Origin of the sequence: Streptomyces sp. AM 2-1-1, assembly GCF_029167645.1 — a bacterium.
Classification (GTDB): Bacteria; Actinomycetota; Actinomycetes; order Streptomycetales; family Streptomycetaceae; genus Streptomyces.
In genome coordinates this window covers 5282298-5299334 of sequence record NZ_CP119147.1, presented here as the reverse complement: position 1 = coordinate 5299334, position 17037 = coordinate 5282298, and the positions used below count along the sequence as shown (strand labels likewise).

The window sequence follows — 17037 nt, the reverse complement described above, 5'->3', positions numbered from 1 at the left end:
GGTGCGGGCACGGGCGGCTCCTGGACACGGGCCGTCAGAGGTCCACGCTGTCACGGAGCTTCGTCGGTGAGAGGAACGCGGCGGCCACGACGCCGACCAGCGCGATGCACGCGGCGATGAGGAAGATGTGGCCGGTCGCGTCGCCGTACGCGGCGCGGACCACTTCCTGGATCTCGGGCGGCATCGCCTTCAGGTTGAGCGTGGAGCCGCCGGAGGAGGCGGCCGGGTCGACCTCGAGCCTCTTCAGCCCGGCGGTGATCTCCGTGGCCACCCGGGCGGCGAGCACCGCACCGAGCACGGAGACGCCCATGGTGCCGCCGAGCGACCGGAAGAAGGTGATGGCGCCGCTGGCCGCGCCCAGTTCCCGCAGCGGGACGGTGTTCTGGAGGACCAGGACGAGGTTCTGCATCGACATGCCGACACCGGCGCCGACCGCGAACATGCCGGCTCCGACGATGACCAGATCGGTCGTGTGGTCGATCGTCGAGAGTGCGAGGAAGCCGAGGGTGAGCAGCACGACTCCGGCGAGGATGAACGGCTTGACCTTGCCGGTCCGCGAGACGAGGCGGCCCGAGAGGGTGGAGGAGAGCAGCACGCCGAACATCAGCGGGATGGTGAGCAGTCCGGACTCGATCGGCGAGTAACCGCGGCCGATCTGGAAGTACTGACCGAGGAAGACGGCCCCGCCGAACATGGCCATTCCGACCGAGAGGCTCGCGACGATGGCGAGCGCGGGGTCCCGGCGCCGGACGACGTGCAGCGGTACGACGGGTTCCTCGACCCGCGCCTCGACGAGGACGGCCGCGCCGAGGATCAGCAGGCTGCCGACGACCATCGCGCCGGACGGCCAGGAGATCCAGTCGAAGTCGTCGCCGACGAAGGTGACCCAGAGGAGCAGGAGGCTGACGCCGGCGGCGATCAGGGAGGCCCCGAGGTAGTCGACCTTGACGTCCGGACGGCGGGTCTCCACCAGGTGCAGGGTGCGGGCGAGCATCACGAAGGCGATCAGCGTGAACGGTACGGCGACGAAGAAGCACCAGCGCCAGCCGAGCCAGGAGGTGTCCGCGATGAAGCCGCCGAGCAGCGGGCCGCCCACGGTGGCGACGGCCATGACCCCGCCGAGGTAACCGTTGTACCGGCCGCGCTCCTTGGGGCTGATCATCGCGCCGATGATCACCTGGACCAGCACCTGCACCGCGCCCATGCCCAGGCCCTGGATGACCCGGAAGGCGATCAACTGGCCGGTGGACTGGGCGAATCCGCAGGCGACGGAGGAGATGACGAAGAGGCAGATCGCCGTCTGCAGCAGCAGTTTCTTGCTGAACAGGTCGGCGAGCTTCCCCCAGATCGGGGTGGAGGCCGTGGAGGCCAGCAGGGTGGCGGTGACCACCCACGTGTACTGGGACTGCGTGCCGTTGAGCGCGCCGATGATCTGCGGCAGTGCCACCGAGACGACGGTGCTGCTGGTCAGGGCGGCGAAGAGCACGAGGAGCAGGCCGCTCAGCGCCCGCAGCACCTCGCGGTGCGTCATCGGCACGGCCTCGGTCGGCGTGGCCGTTTCTGCGCTCACGCGCAACCTCCGGAGGGTTCGTAGGGGTCGGACGGGTACGACCGGGCCGAGGAGGGGCCGTACGCGCGTCGAGCCCGGCCCCGTGCGGCGCACACCGGGCCGGCGGCGCGCACGGGGCGCGGGTGGCGGGAGGCGCGGCATGTCGGGGGCCCGGGAGACGCGTACGCCCACGCGCGGATACGGCCGGTCCGAAAGATGACAGGAACACTTCACCATACATGCAGCACGGGCAATTTTGCCGTATGCGCAATGATCAACGGCCAAGGGAGAATGGCCGGATGGAGAATTCTGTGGGACTGCGGGAACGCAAGAAGGAAGCCACCCGGCAGGCGGTGCACGAGGCGACCCTGCGGCTGACCGTCGAGCACGGCTTCGACCACGTCACGGTGGAGGCGGTCGCGGACGCGGCAGGCATCTCGCGCAGGACCTTCTCCAACTACTTCACCAACAAGGAGGACGCCCTCCTCTACGGGGAGGAGCGGCAGATCAGGTCCCTCGTCCGCCTGGTACGCGAACGCCCCGCCGACGAGCCCGCCTGGACCGCCCTGCGCGAGGCGATGCTCGAGTTCGCCGCCCAAGTCGCGCCGCTGGACCGCGAGTGGGCCGTCCGCACCCGGCTCGCCCTGCGCCATCCCTCGCTGCTGGCACGCCAGTTGGCCAATCATGCGGGGATGGAACGCGACCTCGCCGACGCCGTCGCCGAGCGCCCCGGACCCTGCGGCCGGCCGGTCCGGCCGCTGGTCCTGGCGGCGGGCTTCCTCGCCTCCCTGCGGATCGCGATGCGCACCTGGATCGAGGAGGACCCGGACCGCGAGGCGTCCGAACTGATCGCCGAGGTCATGGAGGAGATGGGGCGCGGCTTCGTGTGAGCGGGCCGGCGGCTCCCGCCGAGTGGGCCCCCGGGACGGGCGGCTCTGCCGGTCAGGCGTTCCCGCGGGCGCGGGCGCGCCGGTCCATGGTCAGCAGAGCCGTGTTGGCCGCCACCACGATGACGTACGACAGGGCGGAGCCGGAGCCGTCGAGGTCGTACAGGGCCGCCACCGCACAGGCGAAGACCAGCACCTTGACGCCCACCACGCCCGCGACCGGCAGGGTGAACCGCGCCTTGGGCGAGGCGTACAGCCCCCACACGACCGCCGCGACCCCCGGAAGGGCCACGGCGAGGAGGAGCCGCAGCGCCGTGTTCTCCGCGCTGCGCCACCCCCACCGGGCGAACGCGACCAGCGCCACGATCTCGACCAGGAACGCCAGCACCTCGTTGATCGCGCGCAGGGGGGCGGGGAGCCTCATGCGGGGTCCTTCCGGCTGGGGACGGGGCGACGGTCGGCAAGGCGGCTTCGCGCAGGACTCCCGCCACCCTCAGAAGCGCCTGGACCTACCGCGGTCGGGGGCGCGCCCCGCAGCATGCCACACCCCCGGGCGGCACTCAGTAGTGCCAGCGGTTCCGGCCGGCCGAGAAACCGCACGTGATCGCGCGACCGGCCTCGTCGGTGGTCGTCGCCCCCACGTCGGCGTTCCGGCAGAACTGTCCGGCGTGGTAGCAGTTGCCGGCGTTGGACCGGATGCTGCACGAACCGGTCGTGGTGGTACCGCCGCTCGTCGACGTACTCCCACCCGAACCACCGCTGCTGCTGGTCGACGTGCCCCCACCGGAACTGCTGCCGCCGCTGCTGCTACTGCTTCCGCTGCTGCCACCGGACGAGGACGACCCGCCGCTGGTGGACGTACTTTCTCCGCCGGCGGACGTGCTCCCCGAGGAGACGCGGGGCGGGTTCGCGCACGACTCGGCCACCCCCACGATCCGGAACACGACCCTGACGGACGTGTCGTACCGGCCGGGGGACGGAGTCTGCGTGCACACCTTCCAGTTGGAGGTGTGCACGACGGAGCGTCGCAGCTCGCTCGCGTCCGCGTACGTCACCGATGCGACGTGGTGGGCACGGGCGTCGGCCACCGCCTTCCGGAGGTTCCACCCGCCGTACCTTCCCACCGTCGCCTTGACGACCGGTTTCTCCGTGGGGGTCGCGGAAGGTGACGGCGAGGCCGTGGTGGGGGTGGCCGACGGGGACGGGGACACGGAAGCCGACGGAGACTCCGAGGCCGAGGGGAGCGTACTCACCGTGGCCGAAGCAGTCTCCTGGTCCCCGTCCGAGCACCCCGCGACTCCCATGGCGAGAGCCACCAGCCCGACCGCCAGGCGCCCGTAAACCCGGCGGCCCTTCTTCCTGTCGCCCCTCATGCCCTGGGCACCGTTGGATCCTGACGACCTCGGCGCATACCTCAGCGACATGCCACCCCCCTGGTTCTCGTTCTCCGTCACTGCCGCGTGGTCCGCGTCCTCACACCCGGCGCGCAGCGCACCGGCTGGTGACGTGAACTCATCACGGAGGTCAGGTTAGAGGAAGATGGAAGGATTGTATGGGGATAGTGTGAAGTCGCGTTTCACTCAGAATCCGGGCTCACGCCGGACCTCTCCACCCCGGTCAGTGACGTGCGCATCCGGGATGCCCGGGGCACCACATATGCGGCAGCTCACCCGCCCCCGACCGCACCGGACGGCCCGCAGAAGCCCCGGGCCGGTGAAACGACTTCGGGCCGACGGTGTCGCACCGTCGGCCCGAAGCCACGAACCAGAGCTCTACGCTTCCCGACCAGCTTTCACACCACCGCCAGCAGGTCCTTCGGCGCGAAGGCGGCGACCTCGCTGCGGTCCTCTTCCCCCTCGCGCTTCTCAGCCGTTGTCACACGGGGAAATAGCTTGAGCACGTGTATGCGGGGATCGGCGGAAAGTAGCCGTACCACCACCACTCGCAGATCTGAATCCATCTGACTTTGTCTGCCTCGACCCCGAATTGGGCCGACAAGGCCTGGTTGGCATCCACCGTCAGCGCGAGTTGGCCGGTGTTGTTGTTCGGCGGTGCGTCATAGCTGGTCCATACGTAGAGCTGCGAACTGTAGACCCTGTTGGCGCCACTGTTGTAGAGCCAGAACCAGGCGCCTCTCCCGTTGCCCACGCAGTTGTCCACCTGCGCCTGGCTGGCATCGACGGTGATCGTGACGGCACATCCTTGGGCGTTGGCCTGGGCCGGCTGCGCGACCGCCATCCCTCCCAGGCTCATCGACATGACGGCGACGAATGACGTGAGCGTCCTCTTGACGACTGACAACGGATGACTCCCCATCTGGTTGGTGTCGCGTGAAGTGCTGTGGATCGTCGGACGGGTGGGCGAACTCTTCGCCGGAACGTGCGGCGGGACAAGAGGCGTCGAGGAGGACCGGCGCACGTGTCGGCGGAACGCTCCCCGGAGCCCCGATCGTGCTGTGCGCCGTGAACAGCCGCCGCCATGGAGAGGTTGTCGAGCCGGCCGGGAGGCGAGCGCGGACACGCGACGGCGCATCCGCACTGATGATGACCACCAACGGCACTGAGGTCGATCGTGGACACCAGGCCCCCTCCCGCGTCCCCGCACCCGGACTCCTGTGTAGCGGGCATTGACCGCGTGGTCATCCCGATGCCTCGGAGTTGGCAGCATCGCGCCCCCGTACGGCTGGATCCCTCCGTCGGGGACTACCAGGCACGTCACGGCCACTCGCGCGACCGGCCCTCCAGTCGGTCCATCAACGCCGAGCAGCAGTCGCAGCCACCCGCCCCGCGCCCGGCTGCGGGCGATGACGGCTGGGCCCTGGCGACGTCGGACGGTTACCGCATATCGGCGGACGAACCTCACGATGAGGCAACCGGCCTGACTGTTCGGCGGGTCGAAGTCGGTTGCGGAGCGGGGGATCGATGACCTCGGTCCGGGACTGGCGCGGAATTCCCGTCAGCGGCGGGCAGCAATGTGCCGTAGACGCGCGGGCTCAACCCGGTGAACGGGGCTGTCCAGAGCGGCTCGGAAGCGGTAATCACACCTGACGCGGGCGAGATCGTCGCAGAGCGAGATCACTTGAGGGACGGCCTTGCGGTCGCCCCCCCGACATTCTTCGTCCAGGGTCACCCGGACCGTCCCGCACCGGACGGCCCACAGACGGCCCTCCGGCCGGTGAAACGACTTCGGGCCGACGGTGCGGCACCGTCGGCCCGAAGCCACGTACGTACAAGCGCTCCACCAGCGCTCTACCAGTCCTTACAGCACCGGCAGCAGGTTCTTCAGCTCGAAGGCCGTGACCTCGCTGCGGTACTCCTCCCACTCGCGCTTCTTGTTGCGGAGGAAGAAGTCGAAGACGTGCTCGCCGAGGGTCTCCGCGACGAGTTCGCTCTTCTCCATCAGGGAGATGGCCTCGCCGAGGTTCTGCGGGAGGGGCTCGATGCCCATCGCGCGGCGCTCGGAGTCGGAGAGGGCCCAGACGTCGTCGTCGGCGCCGGCCGGGAGTTCGTATCCCTCCTCGATGCCCTTGAGGCCCGCCGCGAGCAGGACCGCGTAGGTGAGGTAGGGGTTGGCGCCGGAGTCGATGGAGCGGACCTCGACGCGTGCGGAGCCGTTCTTGCCGGGCTTGTACATGGGGACCCGGATGAGCGCGGAGCGGTTGTTGTGGCCCCAGCAGATGTACGAGGGGGCCTCGCCGCCGGCGCCGGCGCTGCGGGCGGAGCCGCCCCAGATGCGCTTGTAGGAGTTGACCCACTGGTTGGTGACGGCAGAAATCTCCGCCGCGTGGCGGAGCAGGCCGGCGATGAAGGAGCGGCCGACCTTGGAGAGCTGGTACTCGGCGCCGGACTCGTAGAAGGCGTTGCGGTCGCCCTCGAAGAGGGAGAGGTGGGTGTGCATGCCCGAACCCGGGTACTCCGAGAACGGCTTCGGCATGAAGGTGGCCTGCACGCCCTGCTCCAGCGCGACCTGCTTCATGACGAGGCGGAACGTCATGATGTTGTCGGCCGTGGAGAGCGCGTCGGCGTACCGCAGGTCGATCTCCTGCTGGCCGGGGGCGCCCTCGTGGTGGCTGAACTCGACGGAGATGCCCATCGATTCGAGCATGGTGATCGCCTGGCGGCGGAAGTCCATGCCGACGTTCTGCGGAGTGTGGTCGAAGTAGCCGGAGCTGTCGGCCGGAGTGGGCCGGGTGCCGTCGACCGGCTTGTCCTTCAGCAGGAAGAACTCGATCTCGGGGTGGGTGTAGAAGGTGAACCCGAGGTCGGACGTCTTGGCGAGGATGCGCTTGAGGACGAAGCGGGGGTCCGCGAAGGACGGAGATCCGTCGGGCATCAGGATGTCGCAGAACATGCGGGCGGTGCCGGGGGCCTCCGCGCGCCAGGGCAGGATCTGGAAGGTGCCCGGGTCCGGCTTGGCGATCATGTCCGACTCGTACACCCGGGCGAAGCCCTCGATGGCCGAGCCGTCGAAGCCGATGCCCTCGTCGAAGGCCTGCTCCAGCTCGGCGGGGGCCACGGCGACGGACTTGAGGAACCCGAGGACATCGGTGAACCACAGTCGTACGAACCGGATGTCACGTTCCTCAAGAGTCCTGAGGACGAATTCCTGCTGCTTGTCCATAGCCACATCCTTGCAGTTCAGACGGTCCGTGCACCACCGCCCGGGATAGGGGAGTCACTCCAGTATCACGACCTGGGATTTCACCCAGATTACGCACACGGTGTGAGAGAGAGCACGTGGCCACCCACTACGATCGGCGGCCCCGATGTGCTGGGGCGCGGTCGCACGCGCAACCGCCCCTCGTACAGAGGTCCTTTTGACCACTTCCCGTCTCTCCCGGCCCTTCCCAGAAGGACACGACGCCATGAGCCTTCCCCCGCTGCCTCCTCAGGTCCCGACGCCCTCGGCCCCGCTCCCCCGGCGGCGCCGGGCGGCGCGCGGCAGGCTCGCGGCCATAGCGGTGAGCGTGGCCGTCGTCGCAGGTCTGGCGGGGTTCGGCGGCTCCCGGGTGCTGGAGGGACCGGCGCCGGGGACCGCCCTCATGGGCGCGGCGGCCGACGACTTCAAGCCGGGCGGGGCGGAACCCGGACGGCCGGCCGGCGCGGTCCCGGTACCGCCGGTCGAGGGTGAGAAGTCGTGGGACGCGGCCCGGCTCACCCGCAAGCACGTGACCGGCGACGTGCGCTATCCGATGACGCCTCCGGTGGGCGGGAACCACCATCCGACGTGGATGGACTGCGACGGCGACGTATACAAAACGCCCCTCGCCGACGGGAACGCCGTCCACTCCCTGGAACACGGCGCGGTGTGGATCACTTACGGCGCCGGCGCCTCCCCCGAGGCGGTGCGCGCGCTCGCCACCCGGGTGCGGAGTACGCCGTTCACGCTGCTCAGCCCCTATCCCGGCCAGTCCGGCACCATCACCCTCAGCGCCTGGGGGAAACAGCTCACGGTGGACGACCCGGGCGACGAACGGGTGGGCAGGTTCCTCGCCGCGTACGTCCAGGGCCTCCAGACCCCGGAGCCGGGTGCTCCCTGCACCGGCGGTCGGGCGGCTCCCCGATGACCGGCGGTACGGGGCGGCCCACGCGCCCCCGCTGGGTGGCGGCCGGTGTCCTGGTGCTCGCGGCGCTGGTCGGCGGCGGTACGGCTGCCGTCGTCACCGGGTGGCAGGACGGTACGCCGGAGCCCGCGCCGCGCCAGGGCTTCGGGCAGGGGGTGGGTCGGGGGCAGGGGCTCCCGGCGGTGGATTCGGCGGACGCCGGGTTCGCGCAGGACATGGCCGTCCACCACCAGCAGGCGGTGGAGATGTCCTTCCTGGTGCGGGACGGTACGCGCGACGAGGACGTGCGCCGGCTCGCGTACGACATCGCGCACACCCAGTCCAACCAGCGCGGGATGCTGCTGGGCTGGCTCGACCTGTGGGGGCTGCCGAAGGTCCCTGTCGCCGGCGTGCCGATGGCGTGGATGGGGCCCGAGGACGCGGCGACACCGGCCGCGGGGTCGGGCCACCCGCCCACCCCGCACGACATGCCGGGCATGGACGGCATGGACGGTACGGATCCCGTGGGGAAGGGCGCCGCGCATCCCGAGGCCGGCACCTCGATGACCGGCATGGCCACCGACGCCGAGCTGAAGCGGCTCGGCGGCACGCGGGGTCGGGCCGCGGAGGTGCTGTACCTCCAGCTGATGACCGACCACCACCGGGGCGGCATCGCGATGGCGCGCAGGTGTGCGGAGCGGTGCGCGGTCCCGGCCGAGCGGCGGCTCGCGCAGGGCATGGTGGACGCCCAGCGGGCCGAGCTGGACCTGATGGCGGACCTGCTGGCCGAACGGGGAGCCCGGCCCCGCGCGTAGTGCCCGCGCCCGTGCGCCGGCACGCGTGCACCGACGCACGGGCACCCGCGCGCCCGGGACGCCGCGGAAGAGGGCCGGGTACTCCTCGGCCCGGTCCTCTTCCGCGGCCGCGCCACCTGACCGGCGTCACTCGTATGGGTGATATCGGTCGGCGGTGGCGCGGGACCGCGAGGACGATGGAGGGTGGATCGACGGACTCGGGGTGGTACGGGGGCCGTGCTCAGGCACGGATCGGCACGCAGGAGGTACCCCATGACCACGGCGAAGGACATCATGCATCCCGGCGCCGACTGGATTCCGGCGCACGAGACGCTGGACCGCGCCGCCCAGATGATGCGCGACCACGGTGTGGGAGCACTGCCCGTCTCCGCTGAGGGGGCGGAGGACCGGATGGTCGGGATCATCACCGACCGCGACATCGTCGTCGGCTGTGTGGCGAGCGGCCACGACCCCTCGAAGGTGACGGCCGGTGACCTCTGCCACGGCACCCCGCGCTGGATCGACGCCGGGGCCGGGGTGGAGGAGGTGCTGGAGGAGATGCAGGTGCACCGCATCCGCCGTCTGCCGGTGATCGAGAACAGGAAGCTGGTCGGCATGATCAGCGAGGCGGACCTGGCCAAGCACCTCAGCGACGAACAGATCGGCGACTGGGCGGCCCGGGTGTACGCGGGCGGCTGACCGGCGCCGAACCGCTCCAGCCGTACGGGCGGCCGCCCGGCCCGCTGCCCTCCGCGGCCCCGGGACGACCGGGCTCCCCGACATCGCGTCAGAAAGACGATTAGACTGGGGGTGTGCCTCAACTACGCCTCGCACTCAGTCAGATCGACTCGACGGTCGGTGACCTCTCCGGCAACGCGGAGGCGATCGTCCGCTGGACCCGGCACGCCGCCGGGCAGGGCGCTCACCTGGTGGCGTTCCCGGAGATGGCGCTGACCGGCTATCCCGTGGAGGACTTGGCCCTGCGTTCGTCCTTCGTCGAGGCCTCGCGCGCCGCGCTGCGCGCGCTCGCCGCCCGGCTCGACGCGGAGGGATTCGGCGGACTGCCGGTCCTCGTGGGTTACTTGGACCGGTCCGAGCATGCGGCGCCGCGCTACGGGCAGCCCGCCGGTTCGCCGCGCAACGCGGCGGCGGTGCTGCACGGGGGGCGGATCGCGCTCAACTTCGCCAAGCACCACCTGCCCAACTACGGGGTGTTCGACGAGTTCCGGTACTTCGTGCCGGGCGACTCGATGCCGGTCCTGCGGGTGCACGGCGTCGACGTGGCGCTCGCCATCTGCGAGGACCTCTGGCAGGACGGCGGTCGTGTGCCGGCCGCACGCGCCGCGGGGGCCGGGCTGTTGCTGTCGGTCAACGCCTCCCCCTACGAGCGGGACAAGGACGACACCCGTCTCGCACTGGTCCGCCGGCGGGCCCGGGAGGCCGGTTGCACCACCGCGTACCTGGCGATGACCGGCGGCCAGGACGAGCTGGTCTTCGACGGCGACTCGCTCGTGGTGGACGCGGAGGGCGAGGTGATCGCCCGTGCGCCGCAGTTCGCGGAGGGCAGCGTGATCCTCGATCTCGACCTGCCGGCCGCTTCGGCCGAACCGCCGTCCGGCGAGGTCGGCGACGGGCTCCGCATCGACCACGTCGTCCTCTCCGGGGAGCCGCTGCCGGCGTACCCGCCCGAGCTGGCCGGCGGGTACGCCGAACGGCTCGACGACGACGAGGAGCTGTACTCCGCGCTGGTCGTGGGGTTGCGCGCGTACACCCTGAAGAATGGTTTCAGCAGCGTGCTGATCGGGCTCTCCGGCGGCATCGACTCGGCGCTCGTGGCGGCCATCGCCTGCGACGCGCTGGGCCCCGCGCACGTGTACGGCGTCTCGATGCCGTCGAAGTACTCCTCGGACCACTCCCGGGACGACGCGGCCGAGCTGGCGCGGCGTACGGGGCTGGACTACCGCACCGTACCGATCGGCCCGATGTTCGACGCGTACATGGAGTCGCTGGAGCTGACCGGACTCGCGGAGGAGAACCTCCAGTCGCGTCTGCGCGGCACGGTGCTGATGGCGATCTCCAACCAGGAGGGGCAGATCGTGCTCGCGCCGGGCAACAAGTCCGAGCTGGCGGTGGGGTATTCGACGCTCTACGGGGATTCGGTCGGGGCGTACGGACCGATCAAGGACGTCTACAAGACGTCGGTCTTCCGGCTGGCGAGGTGGCGCAACCGGGTTGCCGAGAAGCGCGGGCAGACCCCGCCGATCCCGGAGGCGTCGATCACCAAGCCGCCCAGCGCCGAGCTGCGGCCGGGCCAGGTGGACACCGACTCGCTGCCCGACTACGACGTGCTGGACCGGATCCTGGAACTCTACGTCGACCGGGACCAGGGCCGGGACGCGATCGTCGCGGCGGGCTTCGACGAGGAGCTGGTGGTGCGGACGCTGCGGCTGGTCGACGCCGCCGAGTACAAGCGGCGGCAGTACCCGCCGGGTACGAAGATCTCGCCCAAGGGCTTCGGCAAGGACCGGCGGCTGCCCGTCACCAACCGCTGGCGCGAGGCGAGCGGCGAACACGAGTGAGGGCGGGTACGTGAACCGGGTGCGTGCCGTGCCCGTGTGACGAGAACGGGCCGGAGCACGTCGCTCACGTGGTCCGGCCCGTCCCGCGTCCGGGTGCGGGGACCGCTCCACGGTGCTCACTCACCCATGGCCGGCTCCCCGCGCTCACTCACCCCCGGCTCACTCGCCCGGTGCGCTGTGCACGGTCTCCCGGCTGCTCGCGGGCGCTTCCGGCCCGCCCGCGACGACGCGCGACGGCTCGGTGCCGTCGCGGTCCAGGAGGGTCGCGGTGACCGCGATACCGAGCCCGGCGACGGCGAGCACCGCGCCGACCAGGGCGGGCGACGTCCAGCCCCAGCCGGCCGAGATGGCCGCGCCGCCGAGCCAGGCGCCGCCCGCGTTGGCGAGGTTGAAGGCGGAGTGGTTGGAGGCGGAGGCCAGTGTGGGGGCGTCCTTCGCCTTGCGCATCACCAGCATCTGGAGCGGGGTCGTTGTCATGAAGCCGACCGCTCCGAGCAGGACCACCATCACCAGGGCCAGCCACTTCACGTGCACGGTGAGCGGGAAGACCAGCAGCACGACGGTGAGCGCCGCCAGCGCGCCGAAGAGCGTCGGCCGCAGCGCACGGTCGGTGAGCGGTCCGGCGGCGAGCGCGCCGAGGGTCATGCCGATGCCGAACAGGGCGAGCACCAGGGTGACCGAGGACTCCCCGAAGCCCATCGCCTCGGTGGTCATCGACGAGAGGTACGAGTAGACGGCGAAGACGCCCGCGAAGCCGAAGACGGCGGTGAGCAGGCCGAGGATCACCTGGCGGTTGCGCAGCGCGCGCAGTTCGTGGCGTACGTCCTGGTGTTCGGCGACCGGGATCCGCGGGATCAGCCGGGCCAGGGCGACCAGGGCGACCAGTCCGATCACCGCCACCACGAGGAACGTCGCCCGCCAGCCGAGGTGCTGGCCGAGCAGGGTGGCCGCCGGTACGCCGACGACGTTGGCCACCGTCAGGCCCAGGAACATCGTGGCCACGGCGCGCGCCTGCCGGCCCTCCGGGACCAGCCGGGCGGCGACGACCGCGCCGACGCCGAAGAACGCGCCGTGCGGCAGCCCCGCGATCAGGCGCCCCGCGACGAGCCAGCCGAAGCCGGGGGCGAACGCCGAGGCGGCGTTGCCGAGGATGAAGAGCGTCATGAGCAGCAGGAGCATCCGCTTGCGCGGGATGCGGGAGCCGAGCGCGGTGAGGAGCGGGGCACCGAGGACGACGCCGATCGCGTAGGCGGAGACGAGGTAGCCGGCGGTGGGCACCGACGTACCCAGGTCGTCCGCGACGTTGGGCAGCAGCCCCATCATCACGAACTCGGTGGTGCCTATGCCGAAGGCACTCACCGCCAGGGCGAGCAAGGCCAGAGGCATGGGAAAGGAACCTTTCGGGAGGAGTGCGCGCGCCACTGTCCCCCCGGACGGACGGGGTGACCGGGCGGGGACGTGACGGAGCGGCCGGCCGCGCGGACGGGCGCACGGACCGGGCGGGGTGGGGTGGGTGTCGGGAGGGCGTCGGGGGGCCGGCCGGCGACGCTCCGGCGGCTCTGCCGGGCATGCTCGGTTCAGCAGCCTCGACAAAGTGTGGCAGACGATCCGTTCCTGGAGGTGAACGGGTCGTTGCGGCGGAGTGGGGCCGGCGCGTCCGCGGGACGGGCGCGGGCGGCCCGCCCCGCCGACATCCTGGGTCCGGCCCGGGCCACCGACGCGTGCGTGCGCGGGCGGCCCGCCGCGTCAGAGTTCGACCCGGGCGGCGATCGGCAGGTGGTCGCTGTCGGTCGCGGCGAGCGTCCACGAGGACGTCGGCTCGACCCCCCTGACCATGATCTGGTCGATCCGCGCCATCGGGAACGCGGCGGGCCAGCTGAATCCGAATCCGTCACCGGCGGCGCCCTGGGTGGAGCGCATCTGGGAGGTGACCGCCTTCAGGGCGCGGTCGTTCATGGTGCCGTTGAGGTCGCCGAGGAGCACGACCCGCTTCAGCGGCTCGTTCGAGATGGCCTCGCCGAGAGCGTCGGCGCTGTTGTCGCGCTGGTTGGCGGTGAAGCCGGCGTGGAGTTTCACCCGGACGGACGGCAGGTGGGCCACGTAGACGGCGATCTTGCCGCCGGGGGCGGTGACGGTGGAGCGCATCGCCCGGACCCAGCCCATCTTGATGTCGACGGGGCGGGTGGCGCTGAGCGGGTACTTGCTCCAGAGGCCGACGGTGCCCTGCACCGAGTGGTACGGGTAGGGCGCGTCGAGCGCCTTCTCGTACGCGGCGACCTGGCCGCTCGGCAGTTCCTGGAGGGCGACCACGTCGGCGCCGGAGCCGGCGACCTGCTCGGCGGTGCCGGCGGGGTCGGGGTTGTCGGCGTTCACGTTGTGGGTGGCGACGGTGAGGTTGCCGCCGGGGCCCGACTTGTCGTCGAGCAGCAGGCCGCCGAAGAGATTGAGCCAGACCGCCAGGGGCAGCAGCAGGGCGACGAGAGCCGTCGCGGAGCGCCGCAGGAGGCCGAGGAGGAGCAGGACGGGGAGGAAGACCCCGATCCACGGCAGGAAGGTCTCGGTGAGGCTGCCGAGGTTGCCCAGCCGGTTGGGGATGTCGGCGTGGAAGGCCATCACCAGCGTCATCAGGACCGAGCAGAGCGCGAGCACGATGCCGCGCCGCCAGATGCCCCGGTCCGCCTTCAGGCGGGCCAGTCCGCTCCGGAAGCGGGAGCCGGCGCGCGGCGGCTCCGCGTTGTCGTTGCCGGTGTCCGCTCCGTACGCCTGCACCATCGCGCTTCCTCACTGCGTTGCCCTGCATGTCACCGCGTCCCCGACCCTAGGGGATCGGCGGCCCTTTTCCCTCCGCCCGCGACGGCGGCACGGAGAAGAGGACGACAGGAACGGGATCAGGGGTTCCGCTTTGTACCCGGTCGTCCGGCCTTGTGACCGACCCCTCATTTCCGGCCGTCCCGCTCCGGCGCGCCCCGCTCGCCCCGGGGCCCGGGGCAGTGCGCGGACGACGGCGAAGACGGTGCGGGAAGAGCCGGCGGCAGCGCGGCGGGGCCGGGGTCAGCGGTCGCGGGCGGGACCGTTCGGGTCCGCGGTGGAGGAGGCCGGCGCCAGGCCCTGCATCAGGGCGGCCATGACCCGGTCGACGAGGTCCTCCGGCAGCGGCGCGTCGCGGCGGTGCAGGGTGCGCACGAGCATGGCGCCGACGAACAGGTCGTCCATCAGCTCCACGTCGATGTCGGCCCGCAGTTCGCCCGCCTCGACGGCGCGGCGGACGGCCTCGGCCATCGCGGTCCGACGGGGCGCGATGACGGTCTCCTGGTACTCGGCCCAGAGCCGGGGGTGGCTCTTCATCTGCGCGAACACGTTGTGCAGCAGGACCGACGAGCGCTGGGCCAGTCCCCGGGTGCGCTGGGACTCCATGAGCAGGCGCAGGTCGGCGAGCCCGGCGGTGCCGGAGACGACGGGGTCCGGCGGTTCCATGTCCCGCAGGACGTCGAGGAAGAGTTCCTCCTTGCCGCTCCAGCGGCGGTAGATGGTCGCCTTGCCGACCTTGGCGGTGCGGGCGATGCGTTCGATGGAGAGGCCGGAGAGGGGTTCGCCGGCCTCCAGGAGGGCGATGACGGCGTCGAGGATGGCCCGTTCGGCGGCGGCGCTGCGAGGACGGCCGGGGCCCCGGTCGTGCTCGGGCGTCCGCGTGTGCCCGGGCTCCCGCCCCGGAGCCCGTTCGGGCCCTTGGTCCGGGTCCCGCACCGGGCCGTGGTCCCCTTCCTGATGCCGCACCTGATTCCGCCTCTCCTCGCCCGTACGACCGCCGTGACGATTCTCGCCGACCGGAGCTCCGTCCTCCCGCCGGCCCGGGCCGCGGACCCGGGGCCGGGGCCTCCCGGGTCCGGGCGGTGTCGGGACGGTCGGTCGTCGGGACGGTCGGTCGTCGGGACGGTCGGTCGTCGGGTCGGTGGGTCGTCGGGGCCGGCGCGGTTGCGGGATCAGCCGTTGCGGCCCGGCGCGGCCGGGACGGGGGCGGAGCCGCGCTCCACGGGTGCCGCGGGGCCCGGAGCGGCGGAGGACCTGCCGGGCAGGAAGAGCGCGACGACCACGGCGCCGGCCAGCGCGATGGCGGCGGAGCCGAGCGCGGCGACGTGCATGGCCACGATGAAGGAGTCCGAGGCCGCCGCGGCGAGCGGCTTGCCGGCCGGGCCGAGCTTCGCGGCGACGCCGAGCGTGGCCTCGATCGACTCGCCCGCGACGTCCCGGGCGCCGGGCGGCACGGCGGAGAGGTGTCCCTCGATGTCGCCCCGGTACACGGTGGAGAGCACCGAGCCGAGCACCGCGATGCCGAGCGCCCCGCCGACCTGGCGGAAGGTGTTGTTGACGGCGGAGCCCGCGCCCGCCTTCTCGCGGGGCAGCGCCTGCATGATGGCGACGGTGACCGGCGGCATGATGTGCGCCATCCCGGTGCCCTGGACGAAGAAGACCACGCAGAGCACCCAGACGGGCGTACCGGCGTCGAAGGCGGCGAAGGCGGCGAGCCCGGCGGCGACCAGGACCATGCCCGCGGTGCAGACCGCGCGGACGCCGAAGCGGTGGACGACGATCCGGGCGCGCGGCGAGAAGATCATCTGCGCGGCGGCGAGCGGCAGCACCAGCAGTCCGGACTGGAGCGCGGTGTAGCCGCGCACGCTCTGCAGGTAGAAGGCGGAGAAGAAGGTGACGCCCATCAGCGCGAAGAAGACCAGCGCGATGGCGGCGACGGCCGCGGAGAACGCCGGCTTCTTGAAGTGCGAGACGTCGAGCGCGGGGTGCGCGGTGCGCTTCTCGTACAGGACGAAGACGGTCAGGGCGACCACGCCGCCGAGGACCGGGGCGAGCACGGTGAGGTCGGTGAAGTCGGCGAGTTCGCCGCCCCGGATGATGCCGTAGACGAGCAGCACCAGGCCCACGACGGAGAGGCCCACGCCCACCGGGTCGAGCCGGCCGGGCTTCGGGTCGCGCGAGTCGGGGACGAGGACCACCATCGCGACCAGCGCGACGAGACCCACGGGCACGTTGACGAGGAAGATCGAGCCCCACCAGAAGTGCTCCAGCAGGAGTCCGCCGGTGATCGGGCCGATGGCGATGCCCAGGCCGACGCCGCCGGCCCAGATGCCGATGGCGCGGGGCTGCTCGTCGGGCTCGAAGACGTTCATCAGGATGGCGAGGGTGGCCGGCATCACGAAGGCGGCGCCGAGACCCATCACCGCACGCCAGGAGATGAGCTGGCCGGGCGAGTCGGAGAAGGCGGCGAGCGCCGAGCCCACCACGAAGACGGAGATGCCGAAGAGCAGCACCCGCTTGCGGCCGAGCCGGTCGCCGAGCAGGCCCGCGGTGAAGAGCAGGCCGGCGAAGACGAGCGTGTAGGAGTTGATCGCCCACTCCAGCTCGCTCTGGGTGGCGCCGATGCCGTCCGGCGCGGGACTGGCGATCGTCTTGACGGCGACGTTCAGGATCGAGTTGTCCAGCACCACGATGAGCAGGCTGAACATGAGCACGGCGAGAATGGCCCAGCGGCGGCGGTGGACCGCCTCCGGGACACGGGACACGGCGGCAGGAGCGCCGGACGGTATGGACATGACGAGGAGCCTAGCGGCTTTTCGATACGAGACCGTCTCGTATTGTAAAGTCTTTACCCTTCCCGACTGGCTTCCGACTGGCT

At 71.5% G+C, this 17037-nt stretch carries 14 protein-coding genes and 1 pseudogene; 6 read left to right on the top strand and 9 right to left on the bottom strand.

From position 1 onward, the window contains the following. Positions 1–34: 34 nt before the first annotated feature. The gene (locus PZB77_RS23165) at positions 35–1531 is read right to left on the bottom strand and encodes an MDR family MFS transporter (RefSeq protein ID WP_275496179.1); all 1497 of its coding nucleotides are present in this window, start codon (positions 1529–1531) and stop codon (positions 35–37) included. A 317-nt stretch (positions 1532–1848) separates the two neighbouring features. Between PZB77_RS23165 and PZB77_RS23160 the strand changes: the two genes are divergently transcribed. Beyond that, positions 1849–2439, top strand: a complete 591-nt coding sequence (locus PZB77_RS23160; RefSeq protein WP_275494540.1) for a TetR family transcriptional regulator — start codon at positions 1849–1851, stop codon at positions 2437–2439. A gap of 52 nt (positions 2440–2491) precedes the next feature. On the opposite strand, the gene PZB77_RS23155 is transcribed toward PZB77_RS23160, so the two are convergent. Then, entirely contained in the window at positions 2492–2860 is a 369-nt protein-coding gene (locus tag PZB77_RS23155) for a YrdB family protein (RefSeq protein ID WP_275494539.1), read from the bottom strand. A gap of 272 nt (positions 2861–3132) precedes the next feature. Here PZB77_RS23155 and PZB77_RS23150 point away from each other — a divergent pair, with 272 nt between their 5' ends. Continuing rightward, the gene (locus PZB77_RS23150) at positions 3133–3777 is read left to right on the top strand and encodes a hypothetical protein (RefSeq protein WP_275494538.1); all 645 of its coding nucleotides are present in this window, start codon (positions 3133–3135) and stop codon (positions 3775–3777) included. A 534-nt stretch (positions 3778–4311) separates the two neighbouring features. Here PZB77_RS23150 and PZB77_RS23145 read toward each other — a convergent pair. The 3 genes and pseudogenes from PZB77_RS23145 to glnA form a co-directional block, all read right to left on the bottom strand. Further along, positions 4312–4695, bottom strand: a complete 384-nt coding sequence (locus PZB77_RS23145) for a hypothetical protein (RefSeq protein ID WP_275494537.1) — start codon at positions 4693–4695, stop codon at positions 4312–4314. 707 nt (positions 4696–5402) lie between these two features. Continuing rightward, positions 5403–5495 (bottom strand): annotated as a pseudogene (locus PZB77_RS23140) (IS5/IS1182 family transposase); the annotation flags it as partial. Between the two features lie 199 nt (positions 5496–5694). Next, positions 5695–7056, bottom strand: coding sequence for a type I glutamate--ammonia ligase (gene glnA / locus PZB77_RS23135; protein WP_275494536.1), 1362 nt, complete (start codon positions 7054–7056; stop codon positions 5695–5697). A gap of 244 nt (positions 7057–7300) precedes the next feature. On the opposite strand from glnA, the gene PZB77_RS23130 reads away from it, so the two are divergent. From PZB77_RS23130 to PZB77_RS23115, 4 genes are all read left to right on the top strand, one after another. After that, on the top strand, positions 7301–8002 hold the full coding sequence (locus tag PZB77_RS23130) for a DUF3105 domain-containing protein (protein WP_275494535.1): 702 nt from the start codon (positions 7301–7303) through the stop codon (positions 8000–8002). Beyond that, the gene (locus tag PZB77_RS23125; protein ID WP_275494534.1) at positions 7999–8793 is read left to right on the top strand and encodes a DUF305 domain-containing protein; all 795 of its coding nucleotides are present in this window, start codon (positions 7999–8001) and stop codon (positions 8791–8793) included. Before PZB77_RS23130 ends, PZB77_RS23125 begins: the two co-directional genes overlap by 4 nt. Before the next feature lie 252 nt (positions 8794–9045). Then, positions 9046–9471: a CBS domain-containing protein gene (locus tag PZB77_RS23120; protein ID WP_275494533.1), complete on the top strand. Its 426-nt coding sequence runs from the start codon at positions 9046–9048 to the stop codon at positions 9469–9471. 113 nt (positions 9472–9584) lie between these two features. Further along, on the top strand, positions 9585–11351 hold the full coding sequence (locus PZB77_RS23115; protein ID WP_275494532.1) for an NAD+ synthase: 1767 nt from the start codon (positions 9585–9587) through the stop codon (positions 11349–11351). A gap of 159 nt (positions 11352–11510) precedes the next feature. Here the strand turns inward: PZB77_RS23115 and PZB77_RS23110 are convergent, their stop codons facing one another. From PZB77_RS23110 to PZB77_RS23095, 4 genes are all read right to left on the bottom strand, one after another. Further along, positions 11511–12737, bottom strand: a complete 1227-nt coding sequence (locus tag PZB77_RS23110; RefSeq protein ID WP_275494531.1) for an MFS transporter — start codon at positions 12735–12737, stop codon at positions 11511–11513. 360 nt (positions 12738–13097) lie between these two features. Beyond that, positions 13098–14123 carry an endonuclease/exonuclease/phosphatase family protein gene (locus tag PZB77_RS23105; RefSeq protein ID WP_275494530.1) on the bottom strand — a complete coding sequence of 342 codons (1026 nt, stop codon included), beginning with the start codon at positions 14121–14123 and terminating at the stop codon, positions 13098–13100. A gap of 279 nt (positions 14124–14402) precedes the next feature. Next, positions 14403–15125 carry a TetR/AcrR family transcriptional regulator gene (locus tag PZB77_RS23100; protein ID WP_275494529.1) on the bottom strand — a complete coding sequence of 241 codons (723 nt, stop codon included), beginning with the start codon at positions 15123–15125 and terminating at the stop codon, positions 14403–14405. A gap of 206 nt (positions 15126–15331) precedes the next feature. Next, positions 15332–16954, bottom strand: a complete 1623-nt coding sequence (locus PZB77_RS23095; protein WP_275494528.1) for an MFS transporter — start codon at positions 16952–16954, stop codon at positions 15332–15334. Between the last annotated feature and the right edge of the window lie 83 nt (positions 16955–17037).